The organism is Sorangium sp. So ce281 (genome assembly GCF_051527395.1).
Lineage (GTDB): Bacteria > Myxococcota_A > Polyangia > Polyangiales > Polyangiaceae > Sorangium > Sorangium cellulosum_B.
This window is the reverse complement of sequence record NZ_CP150322.1, coordinates 10,548,801-10,566,604: the sequence shown is the minus strand read 5'-3', so window position 1 is coordinate 10,566,604 and position 17,804 is coordinate 10,548,801. Positions and strand designations below refer to the sequence as shown.

At 72.1% G+C, this 17,804-nt stretch carries 14 protein-coding genes; 3 read left to right on the top strand and 11 right to left on the bottom strand.

Features of this window, described 5'->3' with window-relative positions:
* Positions 1-42: 42 nt before the first annotated feature.
* The 11 genes from WMF27_RS40405 to dapA form a co-directional block, all read right to left on the bottom strand.
* Positions 43-2,202 carry a type VI secretion system Vgr family protein gene (locus WMF27_RS40405; protein ID WP_437763592.1) on the bottom strand — a complete coding sequence of 720 codons (2,160 nt, stop codon included), beginning with the start codon at positions 2,200-2,202 and terminating at the stop codon, positions 43-45.
* 28 nt (positions 2,203-2,230) lie between these two features.
* The gene (locus tag WMF27_RS40400) at positions 2,231-2,848 is read right to left on the bottom strand and encodes a hypothetical protein (protein WP_437763593.1); all 618 of its coding nucleotides are present in this window, start codon (positions 2,846-2,848) and stop codon (positions 2,231-2,233) included.
* 15 nt (positions 2,849-2,863) lie between these two features.
* Positions 2,864-3,910: a hypothetical protein gene (locus WMF27_RS40395; RefSeq protein ID WP_437763594.1), complete on the bottom strand. Its 1,047-nt coding sequence runs from the start codon at positions 3,908-3,910 to the stop codon at positions 2,864-2,866.
* A 283-nt stretch (positions 3,911-4,193) separates the two neighbouring features.
* The gene (locus WMF27_RS40390; RefSeq protein ID WP_437763595.1) at positions 4,194-5,354 is read right to left on the bottom strand and encodes a hypothetical protein; all 1,161 of its coding nucleotides are present in this window, start codon (positions 5,352-5,354) and stop codon (positions 4,194-4,196) included.
* Positions 5,351-6,571 (bottom strand): DUF2169 family type VI secretion system accessory protein, encoded by a 1,221-nt coding sequence (locus WMF27_RS40385; RefSeq protein WP_437763596.1) that lies wholly within the window; start codon positions 6,569-6,571, stop codon positions 5,351-5,353. Before WMF27_RS40385 ends, WMF27_RS40390 begins: the two co-directional genes overlap by 4 nt.
* Positions 6,568-7,851: a hypothetical protein gene (locus WMF27_RS40380; protein ID WP_437763597.1), complete on the bottom strand. Its 1,284-nt coding sequence runs from the start codon at positions 7,849-7,851 to the stop codon at positions 6,568-6,570. The genes WMF27_RS40385 and WMF27_RS40380 overlap by 4 nt, the downstream gene beginning before the upstream one ends.
* Positions 7,852-7,854: 3 nt before the next feature.
* Entirely contained in the window at positions 7,855-8,922 is a 1,068-nt protein-coding gene (locus WMF27_RS40375) for a DUF2169 family type VI secretion system accessory protein (RefSeq protein ID WP_437763598.1), read from the bottom strand.
* Positions 8,923-9,156: 234 nt separating this feature from the next.
* The gene (glyS, locus tag WMF27_RS40370) at positions 9,157-11,256 is read right to left on the bottom strand and encodes a glycine--tRNA ligase subunit beta (RefSeq protein WP_437763599.1); all 2,100 of its coding nucleotides are present in this window, start codon (positions 11,254-11,256) and stop codon (positions 9,157-9,159) included.
* A gap of 172 nt (positions 11,257-11,428) precedes the next feature.
* Positions 11,429-13,846, bottom strand: a complete 2,418-nt coding sequence (locus WMF27_RS40365) for a hypothetical protein (RefSeq protein WP_437943444.1) — start codon at positions 13,844-13,846, stop codon at positions 11,429-11,431.
* Between the two features lie 105 nt (positions 13,847-13,951).
* Positions 13,952-14,749 carry a 4-hydroxy-tetrahydrodipicolinate reductase gene (gene dapB, locus WMF27_RS40360; protein ID WP_437769949.1) on the bottom strand — a complete coding sequence of 266 codons (798 nt, stop codon included), beginning with the start codon at positions 14,747-14,749 and terminating at the stop codon, positions 13,952-13,954.
* Between the two features lie 71 nt (positions 14,750-14,820).
* On the bottom strand, positions 14,821-15,726 hold the full coding sequence (dapA, locus tag WMF27_RS40355) for a 4-hydroxy-tetrahydrodipicolinate synthase (protein ID WP_437763601.1): 906 nt from the start codon (positions 15,724-15,726) through the stop codon (positions 14,821-14,823).
* Between the two features lie 297 nt (positions 15,727-16,023).
* Here dapA and WMF27_RS40350 point away from each other — a divergent pair, with 297 nt between their 5' ends.
* From WMF27_RS40350 to nuoK, 3 genes are all read left to right on the top strand, one after another.
* Complete coding sequence (locus WMF27_RS40350) at positions 16,024-16,677, top strand: NuoI/complex I 23 kDa subunit family protein (protein ID WP_437763602.1); 654 nt, start codon at positions 16,024-16,026, stop codon at positions 16,675-16,677.
* Positions 16,678-16,811: 134 nt separating this feature from the next.
* A complete protein-coding gene (locus WMF27_RS40345) occupies positions 16,812-17,327 on the top strand; it encodes an NADH-quinone oxidoreductase subunit J family protein (protein ID WP_437763603.1) in 516 nt (171 codons plus the stop codon).
* A gap of 3 nt (positions 17,328-17,330) precedes the next feature.
* Complete coding sequence (nuoK, locus tag WMF27_RS40340; protein WP_272102053.1) at positions 17,331-17,639, top strand: NADH-quinone oxidoreductase subunit NuoK; 309 nt, start codon at positions 17,331-17,333, stop codon at positions 17,637-17,639.
* Positions 17,640-17,804: the final 165 nt, after the last annotated feature.

Here is a 17,804-nt window from a genome sequence, read left to right as displayed (position 1 = left end):
CGCGCGCCCACCCGCGGCGCGCGTCCTCTCCGGTCGAGCCGATCAGCTGTTGAGGTTCACGACCGCGCCCTTGATCGTCACGGTCCCATCTCCGGTGACGTTGACCGTCCCTCCGGAGACGTTGATCGTGCCGCCCTTGATCGAGATCGAGCTTCCGCCGTTGATCAGGACGGTCGCGGCGCCATTGACCTCGACGAGCGCGGCGCCGGCCCGGAGCTTCGGGCCTCCCTTGATGTCGATCCAGGGCGCGCCCACGTTGATGTTCCCTTCGCCCGTGATCTCGATGATCGGCGCACCCAGCGACAGGTGGGATCCGGCCGTGATGGTGTTGTTGCCGCTTGCGCCGAGCGACATGTTGTCTCCGGCCGAGCCGACGAACGTCGTCCCGGCCGAGAGCGTCATCCCGGCGCCGGAGTGGACGGCGACCGTGGTTCCGGCGCTCTGCGCGATGGATCCTGCGCTCGTCGACTGGGATCCGGCCACGCGGGTGCTCTGGTCCCCGCCCACCTCGGTCGCGTCGTCGACCCCGACGGTCCGGCTCGCGTTGCGGGTGATCTCCGTCGTGAGATCGCGCGCCGCATGCAGGCGGATCTCCTCCTCGCCCTGGGCGTCCTCGAACGACAGCAGGTTGTAGTTGCCGTCGAACGGGCTCGTGTAGCTCTTGATGGCGCTGTACGTCGGGCGCTTCGTCGCGTTTTCCGGCGAGAGGTTGATCCCGTTGTACACGCGCCCCGTGATCAGCGGCCGGTCGGGGTCGCCTTCGAGGAAGTCGACGACCACCTCGTCGCCGACGCGGGGGTGCCAGACGGCGCCGTGCCCGCGCCCGCCGGCGAACATCTGGCTGACGCGCACCCAGCACGACGTCGCCTCCCTCTCGTGGCGGCCCACGTCGATGTCCCAGTGGAAGCGCACGCGCACGCAGCCGATCGCCGAGGGCCCGCCGACGTTGATCTCGGCCTCCGGATCGGACGGCTCCGCGGTGACGATCGCCGTCTGGCTGCCGTGGATCCGCGGCCGGGGTGTGGTCCGGGCCGGGACGAAGCGCGACGCGGCCTCTTCCCCGTCTTGGCCGCAGCGGATGGCCTCGAAGCGGCACCGGTACGGCTCCTGCTCGCCGCCTCCAGCCGCGAAGTAGCCGCGCTCGTGCGCGAGGTGCTCGATCGCGGTGACGAGATAGGACCCGTTCCATTTCGAGGTCGGGTGCTCGAGCGTGAACAGCGCTCCGGCGCCGAGCAGCCGGCACGCCCCGCTCGCCGTCGCCCACGCCCGCTCGGCGGCGAGGCGCTGGGCCCGCTGCTCGGCGAGGCGCTCGCCCGTCTCCTTCGACTCCTCGTAGCGGCCCGGGTGCTCGTACACGGCGGCATCGGTGGCGCCGGCCGGCGCGGACGCGAGGAGATCGAGCTTCGGCTTGCGCCAGTTGTAATCGCTCAGGACGACCGACGTCGGACGCACCCGGCTCCCCATCCGGACGTCGCTCACCTCCCGCCCGAGCAGGCCTGGGCCGAGCGGCCGCGCAGGATCGAGCCGCGGGCGGCCGCCGTCGTTGTCGATGAGCACCAGGATGCACTCGTCCTTCGTGTGCTCGAAGTGGTACGAGATACCCTCCTCCTCGAGGAGGCGAGAGACGAAGTCGAGGTCGCTCTCCTGGTATTGCACGCAGTACGGCCGCGACTCCACGTCGGCGATCCGGCCCATGTCGATGACGCGCCAGGCGAAGGTCGCCTTGGCCGGGCGGAACGCGCTCTCGTCGCCGTCGTCCTCGGTCGGCTGGCAGGACGAGGGGACGAGCCCGGCGCCCCACGCGGTGCGGGTGAGCGCCTGCTCGACGATCTGTTGAATCGTCCTGTCCAGATAGATGATGCTCTTCTTCAGCATCGTCGCGCGCCAGAGCGGCGGCGCGAGGGTGACGCGGTACCGCGTGCCCAGCTGGACCTCGCCGAGCTCCTCGGCGGCCGCGATCTGCCCGTGGACGAGCCGGAAAGGCGGGTTGTCTTTCGTCGCGATCCGCAGCGAGGCGGGTCTTCCCACGAGATCGGTCACGTCGACGTCCGGCGTGTGGTGCGGGCGCACGAGATCGATCTCGAACGAATACAGCGCGCTGATCGCCTCACGCCCGCGGATCTCCAGCACGCGGAGGTGGTGCCACGGGCCGTCGTCGGAGAGGTTCGCCCCTTCCCAGGCGAAGGTGAAGTCGCTGGCCATGCTGGTTGTTCTCCCTCCGTCTCCGGTGTCAGTTGAGGTGGATGTTCTCGCCTTGCACGATCACGTCGTCGGCCGCGTCCACCCGGACCTCGCCTTGCCGCGCGACGAGATCGATGCTCCTGGCGCTGATGCGGAGCGCGCCCTTCAGCTCGATGTCGGCGTCCTCGGTCATGAGCCGGATCACGGGGCCTGTCGCGGAGGCGAACACCTCGACGAGCGGCTTGCCGTCGGCGGCGGCGACCCGCAGCGCCTCGTCGCCGTGGAGGGTGAGGCGCGCGGCCTCGGCGAGCGGGGGCTCTGGCCGCAAGGCGAAGCCGTCGACGATGCCGGTCACGAGGGGCTCGGGCCAGTTCGATGGCTGGGAGACGAGCACGCGATCCTGCGCGCGTACGGCGAGGCCGTGGAGCGACGGCAACCAGCGCTCGTGTGCGCCGCGGGAGGTCGTCCAGCGGACGAGGAGCCGGCCGGTCAGCGTGGGGTGCCGCGCGTCGACGCACTCGCCGACGAGCACCTCGCCGGGGCGCAAGCCCGTGATCGGCTCGGGCGGCGCGTCGTCGGGGCGCGGCGGGGAGGCGGCGACGAGCTCGTCGACGGGGGAGGGCGCTTCGTAGATGACGGCGGTTTCGCGGTCAGGGCTGCGCTGCATGGGTCACACCGCCTTTCAGGCTGCTTGCGGGCGCGGGGCGCCGAGGTGAGGGGCCGAAGAGGTATCCAGGGGCTCCGTGCTGAGCACCCTTCCCGTGCTCTCGGCCAGATAGATCCGATACCCCAGCTTGGGCACGATGCCACGAAAGATGGGCTTACCGACAGGAATTCTGCGTCCCTGGACTAGAAGGTTGTATGGGTCATCTAGATTCCCAGTCACCGTCCAGTTCAACCTGTTGCTGAGAACATCGCGCTCCACGATGCCCTCCACGCAACGAACGCGTCTCGTGAATACATCACGACGCGGCCGGAGGCAGATGAGCGCGGCGAGGAGGAAAGGTATGGCGAGAATCGACGGGTAAAGGCGGAGCGCGAGCGTCGCGTACATTGCCGGGAGCATCCCGCAGCTGGTGATGAGGACGAAGGGAATGGCCGCGGAGGCGAGGCGTCGACGCACCTGCCGTGGCGACACGGTGCCCCGCCGGTTGTGTCCGAGATCCTCGGCATCGAAATCGAGCCCCGCCGCCATAGCGCGGAGCAGCTCGGCGCGATCTCCGATGTGCGGCGCTGCGGGGAACGGCTCAGCGAGCACCCTACCGGCGTCCCGCGTGAAGTGGAAGCTGAGCCCCATCTGGTTGGCGTCAGCGAGCGAGATGGACCAGACGCCTCCGGGGACGACGGTCGACTCGGCGGCGATGACGACCCGGGAGCGAGGCAGGCAGTAGGCGCGGTACGGACCGGGCGGGAGCGGTGCCCATCCGGCGAGGACGGGCGACGCTCCATCCGTTGGCTCGAGGGCGTAGTCATTACGAGAGATGCCGGCTCGCCAGACGACCCGGCCGGCGAATGCTACCACCTGGTCAGCGACGATGTCGGAGCGAAGCGCTGCGCGGCGCGCCACCGCGCGCAGCAGCACCAATGCCCACGCGAGAGCGCATGCCAGGAGGATGGCCATGCCGAGCAGACGTTCCTCCGTGAACATTTCGCCGGACCCGAGATCCCACAGCATGGCCTCAGCCGTTATGACCACGCCGATGAGGCCGCCGACGATGGCCTGCCGCACTGGGCCTGAGGTAATCCGGACCGAGGCCGCCTGAACGAGCGCAGCCCGCTGCGCCGGCGAGATACACCCCCGCTGGTTCCATGCGAGATCATGGGCCAGCGAGGAAGCGGCGGCTCGCTGGCTCACGCCCGCTCCCGCGGCTCATCCCTCGACAAGATCGGTTCGCGCATCGTGGGCGGAGCCTCGTGGTGGATGGGTCGAGCGCCGTCGATTGTCACCGGGACGACGGGGGAGCGCTCCTCGCAGAGCACGGCGGATCCAGGGTCGGAGATGCGCTGCATGGTCACGTCGCCTCCCAGGCCGCTCCGGCGCGCGGGGCGCCGCGGGGGTGGGTCGATGACGTGTCCAGGGGATCGACGCTCAGGAGGGCACGCGTGTGCTTGGTGAAGTAGAGCCGGTAAGGGAGCTCGGGCACCAGGGCGCGATAGGCTCGCTTCTTCACCACGAACTTTTGATGCTGGACGACGAAGTAATACGTATATCTCGACTGATCCGACGCGTTGGAGCCCGGCGTGACCCATAGGTGACGCTTCACGATCCCCTCCACGGTCACGACGCGCCGCGTGAACACGTCGCGGATGCTCCAGAGGTAATGGAGGGCGGCGACCACGACGATAGGGCTTATGAAGGTGGAATCGTCATTGAATTCCGCGAAGAACGCGAACAGCACCCCACTTGCCGCGACGCACAGGGTCATGGCCAAGAATCCGGCCGATGAGGTGAGGCGATGCCCTACCTGTCGCAAGGATATCCTCCCTCGGCGGTTGTGTCCGAGATCCTCGGCGTTGAATCTGAGCGCGCTGGCGAGCGCGCGGAACAGCTCGATGCGGTCGCCGACGTGCGGCGCCATGGAGAAAGGCTGCGCGAGCGCGGTTCGGCCAGGGCGTCCGGCGAAGACCCCTCCTTCGACGTCGGGGATGCCGAGCGAGATGGACCAGGCGCCCCCTGGAACAACGGTCGATTCGGCGGCGATCAGCAGCCGGGAGCGGGGGAGGAGATAACCGCGGTACGGTCCGGGCGGGAGCGGCGCCGCGGCGGCACGGACCGGCGCCGACCCGTCCGCCGGCTCCATCACGTAATCGCCGTGAAGGCGGCGCACGCGCCAGACGACACGACCGGGAAACATGGCGACGTCGCCGGCGGCGATGTCAGCACGGAGACGGGCGCGGAGCCAGATGCGGCGCAGGGGCATCCACGCCGCTGCAAGGCCGCCCGCTGCCATGAGCGCGCACATGCCCCAATGAAAGCGGCTCTGGCTTCCATCCTCCTGCACCACGATGAGCGCGGCGACGCCAACGAGCGTCGTGGAGAACAACCACGCCATCATTTCATTCGGGTGGATGGATAGGACCTCCTGGAGCGTGGCTCGTTGCGCCGCGGAGAGCCGTCCCGCGCGGTTCCAGGCGATGTCATCGAGGTGCGAGGAGGGGGCTGCGCCGTTCACGGTCGGCCTCCGCGGCTGACCGTCGCAGGCGTCCTCGCGCGGTGCGTGGGCGGCGGCTGGTACTCGATGGGTCGATCGCCGTCGATCGTCACGGCGATCGGAATGTACTTGTGGATGCCCGGGATGAAGGTGCGCGGCAGATCCACCGTGGCGCCGTAGACGATGGAGACGCGCTCGACAGCGGGCTCGACGACGATCGTATGGGTGTGGGGGGCGGCGGGCACGCGGCGGCCCTCCAGCGTGAACTCGATCGACGGTGAGCCGGGCAATGTGAACTCGACAGAGGGCCGCTCCGCGTGCATGCCGTCGACGCGGACGACCTCGTCGCCGCGCACCGCGTCGAGCACGAAGCCCTGCGGCGCCTCCTGGAACAACCGGCGCGAGACCCCGGGATCGCGCGCAGTACGGTAGCCTGTCGGGAGCACGCCGAGGCGCACCTCGGGCAAGCGCTCGTCGTCCGGCGCGGGGAACCACGGCTCGACCGAGGGCCCGAAGCCAAGGTGGCGCGGGAACGCGAGCGGAGGCACGAAGTCGAAGCACGCCGGGAGCGGCTGCCGGTACCAGAGCGCCGGGTCGCCGGTCACGAGCCGCTCGGGCGTGAGCCGATCGAGCGCATCTTCGAGGTTCGGCATCTCGGCTCCATGGAGCGGCGCGGGATCGACGAGGTAGCCCTTGCCGAGCGGATTCCGCGGGTACGTGCCCGGGTGATCCGCGCCCATCGACGCCAGCGCGAGCTGCGACAGGGACACCTCGCCCCGGAGCTCCACGCGCGTATCGGTGCCGCCGTAGGCGAGCTCCCAGATCACCGGCATGACGGTGAACGGCTCCGGGTCATCGATGACCGGCCTACCTCCCGCGGTCCAGCGGATCTCTCGCCGGCCGAAGACCGCGATGCGCTTCGACGTGGCGCCGATGGCGGCCTCCACGAGCATCTGCGCCGCCGGCCGGCCAGAGGGCGCGTACGCGGCGCCGCGGACGACGAAGTCGGTCGCCGCCTTGCTGGGCCAGAACTCGACGCGGGCAGGGAGGCGCGGGGCGAGCCGCTCGTCTCGGGGATCGTTGAGCAGAGGTCGCGGCGGCGCGGGCATGCATCTCCGCCCGGCGATCGTGAACGTCTTCTTCACCAGCACGTACGCCGTCGGTCGAACCCCCTCCCAGGGGCCGAGCTCGAGGACGGCGTCATAGGCCTCGCGCGCAGGGGTGCGTTCGATGCTCACAGCGGAGGACCCCAGATGTCGGATGCCGGTGTGCCCACGGCACGGGGCGGGCTGCCGCCGCGGCCAGCCTGCTCCGGGAGCGCCATGGATTCACTCGGCTCTTTACGGGTCGTCAGGGTGATCTTGCCGTCGCTGTTCTCGACGACCGTGGTCGTCCTGCTTCCGTCGGGGTTGTTCACCGTGGTCGTCCGCCGATCGCCGCTCCGGGTCTTCGCCACCGTCTCCGTTTGGCTCGATGTCCGTTGTCCGTCAGGGGCTCCGGGGTTGATGTCCTTCTGCTCGGACTCCGACCAGAAGGGCGTCGCCGCTTCTTTCTTGAACGTTGCTTTGCCACGCTGTCCCTCGGGAGCGTCGGGGTGGTACTCGCCGCCGGCGGTCGCCTTGCCGCCGAGGCCAGGAGCCGCCGTCGCTCCGCCGACCTGGCCCTTGTACCCCTCCTTGGTCGTGTCGCCGCCGGCGTCCCACGTGTACTCGCCGGAGGCGCCGATGCTCGCCGCGCTGCTCTTGAGTGGATCTTCCCACTTCTTCTCGATGCTGATCGAGAACTTCTGTGGATTATTGCGCGTGTCCGCAGATCCCGCAGAGACGCTCATCTTGATCTCGGTGCCGAAGGGACCCTTCGTCGTGGCATCGACGCGCATCGGATACCGTGGATCGAGCGCGTGTTGAACGACGCTCGCGAGGAGGCTCGCGGCGGCTCCAGCGAGGCTCTTCTCGGACTCCTCCTGCGCCGTCAGGCTCACCCCAGGCGTCCTGACGTAGTAGCGCTCGATCGCCATCGTGGCGGCTGTCCGGACGATCCCGCCGATCAGGTCGGTCCCTGACATGCCGACGTGGACGTTCGTGCATACGTTGGTGAACGTGAACGTCGCGGGCATCGACATCGGCTGACCGCAGGTGAGCAGCGGGAGCGGCGGCCAGTGGCTCGTGCACGCCGTCGTCTTCCCATTCATCCGGACGGAGAAGCAGGTCACGATGACCGCGCGCTTCGACTGCAAGAGCTGCATCGGGATGAACGAGTTCGCCGGCGGGATCGTGATCTGCGCTACGAGGGGCCCGCAGTCGTGCTGATCGAGCATCACGTTCCTGCCGTTGGCGAACACGGTGGTCGTCTTCTGGACCTTCCCCGCGCTCTCACCCGGCGGCCACCCGTGCGGGATCGGGATCTCGATCGCCGGCACGAACGTCGGCGGCGGCGCGGGCGGGATCGGCAGGAAAAGGTGGCTCGAGGAGCCCGCGCTCAGATCGTTCGACCGGGTGACGGGAACTGCAACGCGCATCGCTCATCCTCCTCGGCCGGACGACTCGTACCAGCCGCCCCGCTCGACGCGCAGGCGCAACGAGCGCTCCGCGCTGGGGTATTCGTAGGTGAAGGCGTGGCGGAACACGAGGTAGAAGCGTCGCTCCTCCGGGAGCAGGACGAGCGCGTGGGGCCGCAGCTCGCGCGTACCGGTGCGGAGCCCGGACACGTAGTCGACGAAGATCCGCACCGCCGGAAGCGTGAACGAGAGCGGCTCCGGCCCCGGCGTCAGCCCCGTCATGATCACCGTGCTCCTCGCCGGCGGGAGCGCGATGATCCATTGCGGGTGCGCCCGGTGATACGCGCCTTCGCCGAACTCGGGCAGCCCCGGCGCGGCTCCCGCGGGCGGCGGCGCCACGGTGCGCGCCGCCTGGATGGCGGAGTCTACCGGCACCGCGCCCCAGTACGCCGGATGCGGCGAGTCCTCCGGGCGGCCGATCAGGGCCCTGGGATCTTCGATGTTGGGCAGCCGGCGGATCGCGTCGTAGCGCGGGTAGCCCTCGGGTGGCTTCAGCATCTCCACCAGCGACCTCACGGCGGGTGCAGGATCGAAGCCGCGCCCGCCGCGGTTGCGGGCGTCCATCGCTTCGACGAACGCCTCCCGGTCGACCTCGACCTCGACGGTTCCACCGAAGGCGCGCTCGTGGGTCAGGGGCATCCGGGTGAACGGCACCGGCGCGCTGATCCGGGGGCTGCCGCCGCGCTCCCAGGTGCGATTTCCGGAGACCAGGAGCTCGCGCCGCTCGTCGCCGACAGCGAGGGACACCGTCCTCCGGTCGACCGGCCTGCCGTCGACCGTGTGCGCCGCGCCGAGCAGGACGACCTCGAAGGCGTCGTCGCGCCGCGGCAGGTCGTCGCGCGGCAGGAGGCCGAGCTCCGTCTCGCGATCTTCGTCGAGCAGCGGCCAGGGATCTTGCGTGTCGAGCTCAGTCCCCCGCGGCCCGATGCGGAACGTCGCCTTCGCCACCACCATGCCGATGCGGTGGGTCGCACCGAAGAGGCGCGACGTCATCAGCTTGGCGGGGACGGCGGTTGCGTTGACCAGATGCATGACGCGACCGGCTAGCTCACCAGAGCGCGCCGCGACGTGTCAAGCCGATTGTGCGAGGTTCTCCCACCACATTCCGGCGCCTCGCCAGCGTGCATGTCCAGACGCCCGGCGGCTCGGCGAGGCGCCAAAGGCGCTGCTCATCGTCCACAGTGGGCTTACGGGTTGCTTATTGGTTCCGCGAAGCGAGGTGCATGGACGTGGTTTCACGGCGCTTTCGGAGTCGCCGCTTCCCCGCTACGACGCCGCGCGCGGCGCCTCGCCGAGGAGCTCCAGCCTGGCCAGGCTCCCGCAGGTCTCCGACAGGGCGCGCATCAGCCGCAGCCGGTTGTCCCGCACGGCCGCGTCGTCGGTCATCACGAACACGTCGATGAAGTACTGGTGCAAGAGGGGGGCGAAGTCCGCGACCGCCCTGAACGCGGTGTCGTACGAGCCGCTCCGGACGTCCGACGCGATCTGCTCGCGCAGCTTGAGGTACCCCGCGAAGAGCGCCGTCTCGCTCGGGTGCACGTCCTGTCCGAACGGCGCCACCGGCTCCCCGGCGGGCGCCTTGTCGGCGATGTTCGTGGCCCGCTTGAAGACCTCGCCCACCCGCGCCCGCACCTCCGGGCTCAGCGCGTCGATCGCGCGCACGCGGGCCCGGAGATCGAGCGGGCGATCCGCGGCGACGCGCAGGCACGCGAGGACCGCGTCCTGCGGGAGCCGGTCGGAGAGCAGGCCCCGCAGCCGCTCGGAGAAGAACTCGCCGAGGCGGGTCGCGAGCTCCTCGCGCGAGACGTTGAGCTCCACCCCGGCGTAGCCGTCGTAGGCGGCGCCGAACGCGGCGCCGAGGCGCAGATCGAGATCGCGATCCAGGAGCGTGCGCAGCACGCCGAGGCACGCGCGGCGCAGCCCGTACGGGTCGGCGGTGCTCGTGGGGACGAGCCCGATCGCGAAGCAGCCGACCAGCGTGTCGAGCCGATCGGCCATCGCGACCAGCGCGCCGGCGTTCGTCGGCGCCGTCGCGTCCGCGGCGCCCTTGGGCAGGTAGTGATCGCGGACGACGTCGGCCACCTCCGGGCTGACCCCCTGGGCGAGCGCGTACGCCCGCCCCATCTCGCCCTGGAGCTCGGGGAACTCGCCCACCATCAGCGCGACGAGATCGCACTTCGCGAGGTGCGCCCCCGAGGCCGCCGCCACCAGCGTCTGCTCGGGCAGCATCAGGAGCAGGCCGAGCTCGCGGGCGAGCCGCTCGACGCGCTCGGCCTTCGCCAGCACGCTGCCGAGCCGCTTCTGGAACACGATCCCGCCGAGCTTCTCGCGGCGGCTCGCGAGCGGGATCTTGACGTCCTCCCGGTAGAAGAACTGCGCGTCCGACAGGCGCGAGCGCATCGTGTTGTCGTTGCCGCGCTTGATCTTCTCGGGCGCCTCCGCGGTGTTCACGACCGCCAGGTACCTCGGGAGCAGCGCCCCCGTCCTCGCGTCGCGGACGCCGAAGTAGCGCTGGTGGCCGCGCGCGACCTCGAGGATCACCCGCTCCGGCAGCTCGAGGAACCGCTCCTCGAAGCTGCCGACGATGACGTGCGGCTCCTCCACGAGGGAGAGGTTCTCGCTGATCAGGAAGTCGTCCTCGATCAGCGCGCCGCCCGCGTCCCGCGCCGCGGCGAGCAGGCGCTCGCGCATGAGCTGCGCGCGCGCCTCGGGGTCGACGAGCACGTGCGCCGCGCGCATCGCCTCGACGTAGTCCTTCGCGGCGCCGATCGCGATCTCGCCCGGCGCGAGGAAGCGGTGGCCGCGGCTCGTGCGCCCGCTGCGGATGCCGGCGATCTCGACCGGGATGACCTCGCCGCCGGAGAGCGCGACCAGCCACTGGATGGGGCGGCCGAACGCGAAATCTCCCTGCCCCCAGCGCATCGACTTGCGGAAGGGGATGGCCGCGACGAGCGACGCCAGGACCTCCGAGAGCAGCTCGGCCGCGGGCTTGCCGGCCTCGCGGCGGGTGCCCGCGAGGTACTCGCCCTTCGGCCCCTCGACGCGGCGCAGATCCGCGATGGTACAGCCGAGCTTCTGCGCGAACGCCTCGGCCGCCTTCGTGGGCGCGCCGTCCTTGAAGGCCGCCTTGACCGGCGGGCCGGTGACCTCCTCCTCGAGATCCGGCTGGCGCGCCGCGAGCCCGGAGACGAGCAGCGCGAGCCGGCGCGGGGTGCCGAGCGCGCGCACCGCGCCGTGGCGGAGCCTGAGCTCCGCGAGGCGCTTCGTTGCGAGATCCGGGAGCGCGCGGAGCGCGGCCTCGACAAACGACGAGGGGAGCTCCTCGACGCCGATTTCGAGCAGGAGATCGCTCGCTTCGTTGGACATGGGACCGCGGACGCTACCCCAGAACCGCTCGTTCGGCGAGGTGGTCGAGCGACCGATCCGCGCTGTTCGCGCCGGCCGCGCCGGCCGTGCCGTCCGCGTCGCCCGCCACGTCACGCCGTGGCACGGCGCGCACCACGGGCACGCGCCACGGGCGACGTGACGTGCGCGCGGCTCAGCGCGCCTGCGCCGCGCTCCGGAGCGCGCGCGAGAGCACCTTCCTGAAGGCGCTGGCCTCGCCTCCATCCGGCTTGCTCTTGCGCCCGTAACGGGTCGCGGCGCCGACCCTGGCGACGCACTGGGCTGCGCGCATGTACCGCCGCGCCGCCTTCGCGACCGCCCGATCGCCCGGAGCAGACGCCGACGCGACGGCCGCGCCGAGCTCGTTCAGGGCCTCATCGAGCGGCGCGCAGCCCTCGGGCGTGGGGGGCAGCTCGAGGGGGGGCGGGGCGTGGCAGCAGCGGGCGCGCAGGAGCGCGACGGTCGCCATGTCGTGCCAGCCGAGCACGGCCCATTCCTTCGTGGCGTCCGAGACGCCCTTGGGCCCAGCTGCCTGGGCGAGGTGGCTCTTGAGCGCCGCGACGCCCTTCATCGGGTCGGTCTCGGCGCAGACGAACGACAGCTGGCCCGCGATGGCGGCGTCGACGCTCTTGCCGGGAAAGAGCGGCATCGCGCATGCGGCGAAGTCCGCCGTGGCCGCAGGATCCGGCGCTGTGCTCGCGGTGCCTGCGTCCGCCGGCGCCGCCGTGCCTGTCTGTTCCGCGCCCGCGTCACCGGGCGCCGGGGCGCTCGGCTCTGCGGGGGCGGCGCATGCGGCGGGCGCAGCGCCCGCAGACGGCGGCGCGGGGAGGGACGGCGGCGCGGCGTCGCGGTGGCGAAGCCAGAACCAGGCTCCCGCCGCGGCGCCCGCGATGGCCACGACCCCCAGGGCCAGCGTGACCCACCGGCGCGCCGGGGACGGCGTCTCGCGGCTCGCTCGGGGCGCTGGCGCCGGCGCCCGGAGCGGCGGCGCGACGAGCCCGGACGCGCCGCCGCGCGCGGCGACGCCGCCGGGCGCCATCGGGAAGGGGTGCGACGGCTCGTGTGCGTCGTCTTCGCCCAGCCAGGGGAGATCGACGGCCGGGACGTGGGGCGTCGGCGCGCCGGGCCCGGACGCGCTGAAGCGCACGGCGACGCCGCCGGGCGCCATCGGGAAGGGGTGCGACGGCTCGTGTGTGTCGTGCTCGCCCAGCCAGGGGAGATCGACGGCCGGGACGTGGGGCGTCGGCGCGCCGGGCCCGGGCGCGCCGAGGCGCGCGGCGACGCTGCCGGGCGCCATCGGGAAGGGGTGCGACGGCTCGTGCGTGTGTTGCTCGCCCAGCCAGGGGAGGTCGTCGACCGTTCGTGGGCTCGCCGGGGCATCCGCGTCGAAGAGAGGCACCGCGGTGGGGGAGAAGGGCGGCAGCGCCGTCGCTGCGGGCGCGACGGGCGGCAGCGCCGCCGCTGCGGGCGCGACGGGCGGCAGCGCCGCCGCTGCGGGCGCGACGGGCGGCAGCGCCGCCGCTGCGGGCGCGACGGGCGGCAGCGCCGCCGCTGCGGGCGCGACGGGCGGTCGCGGCGGTGGCTGCACGTGCGCGGTCGGGGCAGCCACGGCGCCCGCGCGTGAGCGCTCCTCCGTCGCTGCGCCGGCGAGCCGCGGCGATGCGGCAGGCAACGCGGTCTGCGCCTTCGAGGCACGGTCTGGCGCCTCCGGAGGCGGGGTGGTCGGCACGCCGATCGTCGACCGGAGCCCCAGGCTCGCGAGCCCGTGGAGGGGCAACGGCGTCCGGCGGGCCGAGGCGCTCGCGATGGGCGGCGGCTGCGAGCTCGAGTGGCCATGCGGCGGCGCGCTCTTGCGGGGCGGCTGCGAGCCGGTGCCCTCGCGCGGCGGCGCGCTCTTGCGGGGCGGCTGCGAGCCGGTGCCCTCGCGCGGCGGCGCGCTCTTGCGGGGCGGCTGCGAGCTCGACGTCCCCCGCACCCCGCTGCTCGACGGGCGCGGCGCCGGAATGGTCCTCGCCGGCGCCGCGAGCGCGTGCTCATCGAGCGGCGGCAGCTCCTCCAGGCCGTCGCCCGGCCGCGCCGCCTCCAGCGCGCGACGGAGCGCCGCGACCTCGGTGATCCGCTGCTCCGCGCGGCGCGCGAGCGCCTGGTCCAGCACGCGCCACAGCGCGTCGCCCGCCGCGCCGGGCGGCGTTACCCGCGGCGCGGCGCCGGCGCCTTGCTTGCGGCGGAGCTCCTGGTCGCTCTCGGCAGGGAACGGGAGCGCTCCCGAGAGCGCCGTGTACAGGGTGACCGCGAGCGCCCACGTGTCGTCCCGGCGCGACGGCCCCTCGCCCGCGGCCCGCTCCGGCGAGCGGTAACCCACGAAGGCGGGCGTGGCGAGCGGATCCGAGAGCCACCCCGTCGACGTGCACGGCTCGCCCTCCATGACCACGCACGCGGCCGACAGGCGGCCGTGCACCGTCCCGCGCGCGTGCAGGCTCTCGACGCGCTTCGCCAGGCGGACGACCCAGCCGACCGCGTCCCTGTCCGGCAATGGACCGGCGCGTGCGATCCTCGCAGCGAGCGTCTCCATACGAGCGCCGCAGCGTAGTGCGGCGAACCGCCGCTGACCACATTGTGGCTCTCTCGCGGCACGCCGGATCGCGGATCGCCCGCGTCTGGCCCTGGAGCGCCGCGGTCAGCCGCCGATCACGTCGGCCATCGTGTATCGGCCGGGCGGCTTCCCGTGCAGGTGCCACGCCGCGCGCAGCGCCCCGCGCGCGAAGAGGTCACGGCTGGTCGCGCGGTGCGTGAGCTCGAGGCGCTCGCCGGGGCCGAGCAGGTGGACCGTGTGGTCGCCGATGACGTCGCCGCCGCGCACGGCGAAGATCCCGAGCTCGTTCGCCTTGCGCGGGCCGACGTTGCCTTCGCGGCCGTGCACGTCGGCGAGCGTCGCGGACGGCTCGCGGGCCGCGCGTACGGCGTCGGCGAGCCGCACGGCCGTGCCGCTCGGCGCGTCCACCTTGGCGCGGTGGTGCACCTCCACGATCTCGACGTCGTAGCCGGGCCCGAGCCGCCGCGCCGCGCTCGCCGCGATCTCCGCGAGCACGTGGATGCCGATGCTCGTGTTCGGCGACCAGAGGACCGGGACGTGCTGCGCCGTCTCGTCGAGCAGCCGCTCGCACGTGCCGTCGAGGCGCGTCGTGCCGCTGACGACGGCGACCTTGGCCCGCATGGCGAGGTGCAGGAGGCGGGGGAGCGCCTCGGGCCGCGAGAAGTCGATGACCACGTCCGCGCCGAGCAGCCCGGCGCTGGTGTCGTCGCTCATCGCGACGCCGAGGGTGCCTGTCCCCGCGAGCTCGCCGACGTCACGGCCGATGCGGGAGGAGCCGCGCGACACGATCGCGCCCACGACCTGGGCTCGCTCGTTCGCCGCGAGCCGGACGATGGCCTGCCCCATCTTGCCGCTCGCGCCGTGGATCGCGACCTTCAGCAGCCGGGCGTCGTCGCCCTGGGGGGCCCCCAGGAGCGCGCTCATCGGCACGCCTCGATGATCTCCGTTCGATTTCACGACGCCTCGCGCCTCGCCTCGAGCCGCCTCATCGCGTCGGCGATCTGCTGCCGGGTCGCCTCTCCGGCCGGCACGAGGGGCAGCCGGACGGCGGCGCTCATGCGGCCCAGGGCGGCGAGTGCGGCCTTCGCGGGGGCGGGGTTCGGCTCGACAAAGAGGAGCCCGTGCAGCTCGAGGAGCGCGAGGTGGGCCGCGCGCGCGCCAGCGAGGTCGCCGGCCAGGAACCGTCGGGTCACCGCGCTGGTCTCGCGCGGCAGCACGTTCGACGTGACGCTGATGACGCCCTGCGCGCCGAGCGCCATCATCGCGAGCGTCAGCGCGTCGTCGCCGCTCAGGATCGCGAGCCGGTCGCCGAGGCGCCGCACGAGCTCCTGGCAGCGGAACACGTTGCCCGAGGCGTCCTTGATGGCGACGACGTTCGGCGCGGCGGCGCAGATGCGCTCGGTCGTCTCGGCGGAGAGGTCGACCACCGTCCGCCCCGGGATGTTGTAGAGCACGATCGGCGCCGGGACGGCCCTGGCCACGGCCAGCGTGTGTTCGCGGAGCCCGTCCTGCGAGGGCTTGCTGTAGTACGGCATCACGATCATCACGCCCGCCGCGCCGGCGGCGAGCGCGGCGCGCGAGGCCTCGATCGTCTTCTTCGTGGAGAACGAGCCCGTCCCCGCGATCACCGGCACGCGGCCGCGCGCCGCCTCGACGACGCGCCGGATGACCGCGGTCGTCTCGGCTTCGCTGAGGGTCGGCGACTCGCCCGTGGTCCCGCACGGCACGAGCCCGCTGACGCCGCCCGCGATCTGCGCCTCGACGAGCGCGTCGAGCGCGTCGAAGTCGACGGCTTCGCCATCGGGCGTGAATGGCGTGACGAGGGCGGTGAACGTTCCCGACAAGGGGAGCTGCGACATCAGACGACCATGATCGCCACCCCGGGTGCGCGTCAACAGGAGAGGACAGGTTCGCCGCGGACTCCCCGCTCTCCGCTGGTTCCTGCGCGGGGCGACACCGAACGGACGCGGCCTTGTGGGCGGTCTGGCGGGAGCCCGCGGGGCCTGTACGGCGCGGTCTGGCGGGAGCCCGCGGGGCTCGCGGGGAGCGGGCCGGACGCTCCAGGGCAGGTCCGCGTCTGCTATCGTCCCCGGTGTAGCGCCTCGCTCCTTCGGGGGATTTGCCCGAGCGCGTCAGGTCCCTGAGAGGCACCGACCATGGATCTCGCCCAGTACATCAAGAGCATCTCCAGCGCGGCCAATACCATCCTGGAGGGGATGGCGGTCACGTTCTCCCATCTGTTCCGGGAGCCCATCACCGTCCAGTACCCCGACAAGACGGACCGCCCCGTCAGCGAGATGCTCCCCCCGCGGTACCGCGGCTTCCTGGAGGTGCAGATGGACATCTGCACCGGCTGCAAGCGCTGCGAGCGCGCGTGCCCCATCGAGTGCATCGCCATCGATCTGGAGAAGGACCCGGCGACGAAGAAGCAGGCGATGAGCCGCTTCGACATCGACATGGGCAAGTGCATGTACTGCGGCCTGTGCGTCGAGGCGTGCAAGACGGAGTCGACCGGCGCGATCCGCCACACCCGCGAGTTCGAGGGGGCGGCGCCGACGCTCGACCACCTCACGTTCCGCTTCATCCCGGAGGGCCTCGTGCCGCTCTACAAGGCGCCGAAGGACCTCGGCGAGGTGCCCGTCGGCGAGTACGGGCCGCACGCCCGGGAGGCCCGCGAGCGCGCCATGCGCGACAACCCGGCCGCGCTGGAGGAGCTGCGCGCCATCTGGCGCAAGGAGCGCGACAAGCAGCAAGGCGCCGAGGGCGAGAAGCCCGCGGGCGGGGGGCCGGAGGGGGTAGGAGCGGGGTAGGAGCGGGCGCCTGAGCGAGGGCGCGCGGGCGAGCAAGAGGGGCGCAGAACGGCGCAGGAGCGCGCCGCGTGCGACGCGCAGGGGTCACCCTTGATGGGCGGTCGGCCGCGGTCTAACGTCGCGGCCCTCCCCCCATGCCCTCCCTGAGCGCACTCGTCTTCCTCGGGCTTGCCGCGCTGACGCTCGGCTCGGCCGGGCTCGTGGCGTTCTCCAGGAACATCATCCACTCCGCGCTGGCCTTGCTCGGCACGTTCCTCGGCATCGCCGGGCTGTACGTCACGCTCTCGGCCGACTTCATCGCGGCGACGCAGGTGCTCGTCTATGTCGGCGGCACGCTCGTGCTCATCCTCTTCGCCGTGATGCTCACGAGCCGCATCGCGGAGATGAAGATCTCGAACCCGCGCGGCGGGCCGGCCGTGGCGTTCGGTCTGGTCACGGCGGTGCTGCTCCTGCTCGGCAGGGTGGCGACCCAGACCCCTTGGCCCGCCGAGGCCAGGCCGGCGATGCCGTCCACCGCCAAGCTCGGGCACGCGTTCCTCGGAGAGTACCTGCTCCCGTTCGAGCTCGGCTCGGTCGTGCTGCTCGCCGCGATGATCGGCGCGGTCGTGCTCGCGCGTCGAGCCGTCAGGCGCTCCTGGGAGAGGGAGTAGGCGATGGAGGTCGGTCTCATCCATTACCTCAGCGTCGCCGCGGTGCTCTTCGGGCTCGGGCTGTTCACCGTCATGACGCGGAAGAACGCGGTGGGCATCCTCCTCGGCGTCGAGCTCATCCTCAACGCCGCCGCGCTCAACTTCATCGCGTTCGACCACTTCGTCGCCGGCGGCGTGGCTGGCCAGGTGTTCACGGTCTTCATCATCGTCCTCGCGGCGAGCGAGGCGGCGATCGCGCTGGCCATCGTGCTTCAGGTCTACCGCAATCACCGGAGCATCATGGCCGACCAGCTGACCTCCCTGAAGAACTGACGCGAGCGCGGTCATCCGTGCGGAAGCGCGCGGTCAACGTGCCGCGCGTGCCGCGCGGGATGGGTGCGACGGGCGCGACGTTCGGACCGGCGGCCGCCGCGTCGCGCGCCCGCGCCCCACGCCGATGCCGATGCCGATCGTCGACCGCCGACCGCCGACCGCCGA

Coding starts and splice junctions, on each gene's coding strand:
- WMF27_RS40405 (WP_437763592.1), bottom strand. CDS start 2,202: ATGGCCAGCGACTTCACCTTCGCCTGGGAAGGGGCGAACCTCTCCGAC.
- WMF27_RS40400 (WP_437763593.1), bottom strand. CDS start 2,848: ATGCAGCGCAGCCCTGACCGCGAAACCGCCGTCATCTACGAAGCGCCC.
- WMF27_RS40380 (WP_437763597.1), bottom strand. CDS start 7,851: ATGCGCGTTGCAGTTCCCGTCACCCGGTCGAACGATCTGAGCGCGGGC.
- WMF27_RS40375 (WP_437763598.1), bottom strand. CDS start 8,922: ATGCATCTGGTCAACGCAACCGCCGTCCCCGCCAAGCTGATGACGTCG.
- glyS (WP_437763599.1), bottom strand. CDS start 11,256: ATGTCCAACGAAGCGAGCGATCTCCTGCTCGAAATCGGCGTCGAGGAG.
- WMF27_RS40365 (WP_437943444.1), bottom strand. CDS start 13,846: ATGGAGACGCTCGCTGCGAGGATCGCACGCGCCGGTCCATTGCCGGAC.
- dapA (WP_437763601.1), bottom strand. CDS start 15,726: ATGTCGCAGCTCCCCTTGTCGGGAACGTTCACCGCCCTCGTCACGCCA.
- WMF27_RS40350 (WP_437763602.1), top strand. CDS start 16,024: ATGGATCTCGCCCAGTACATCAAGAGCATCTCCAGCGCGGCCAATACC.
- WMF27_RS40345 (WP_437763603.1), top strand. CDS start 16,812: ATGCCCTCCCTGAGCGCACTCGTCTTCCTCGGGCTTGCCGCGCTGACG.
- nuoK (WP_272102053.1), top strand. CDS start 17,331: ATGGAGGTCGGTCTCATCCATTACCTCAGCGTCGCCGCGGTGCTCTTC.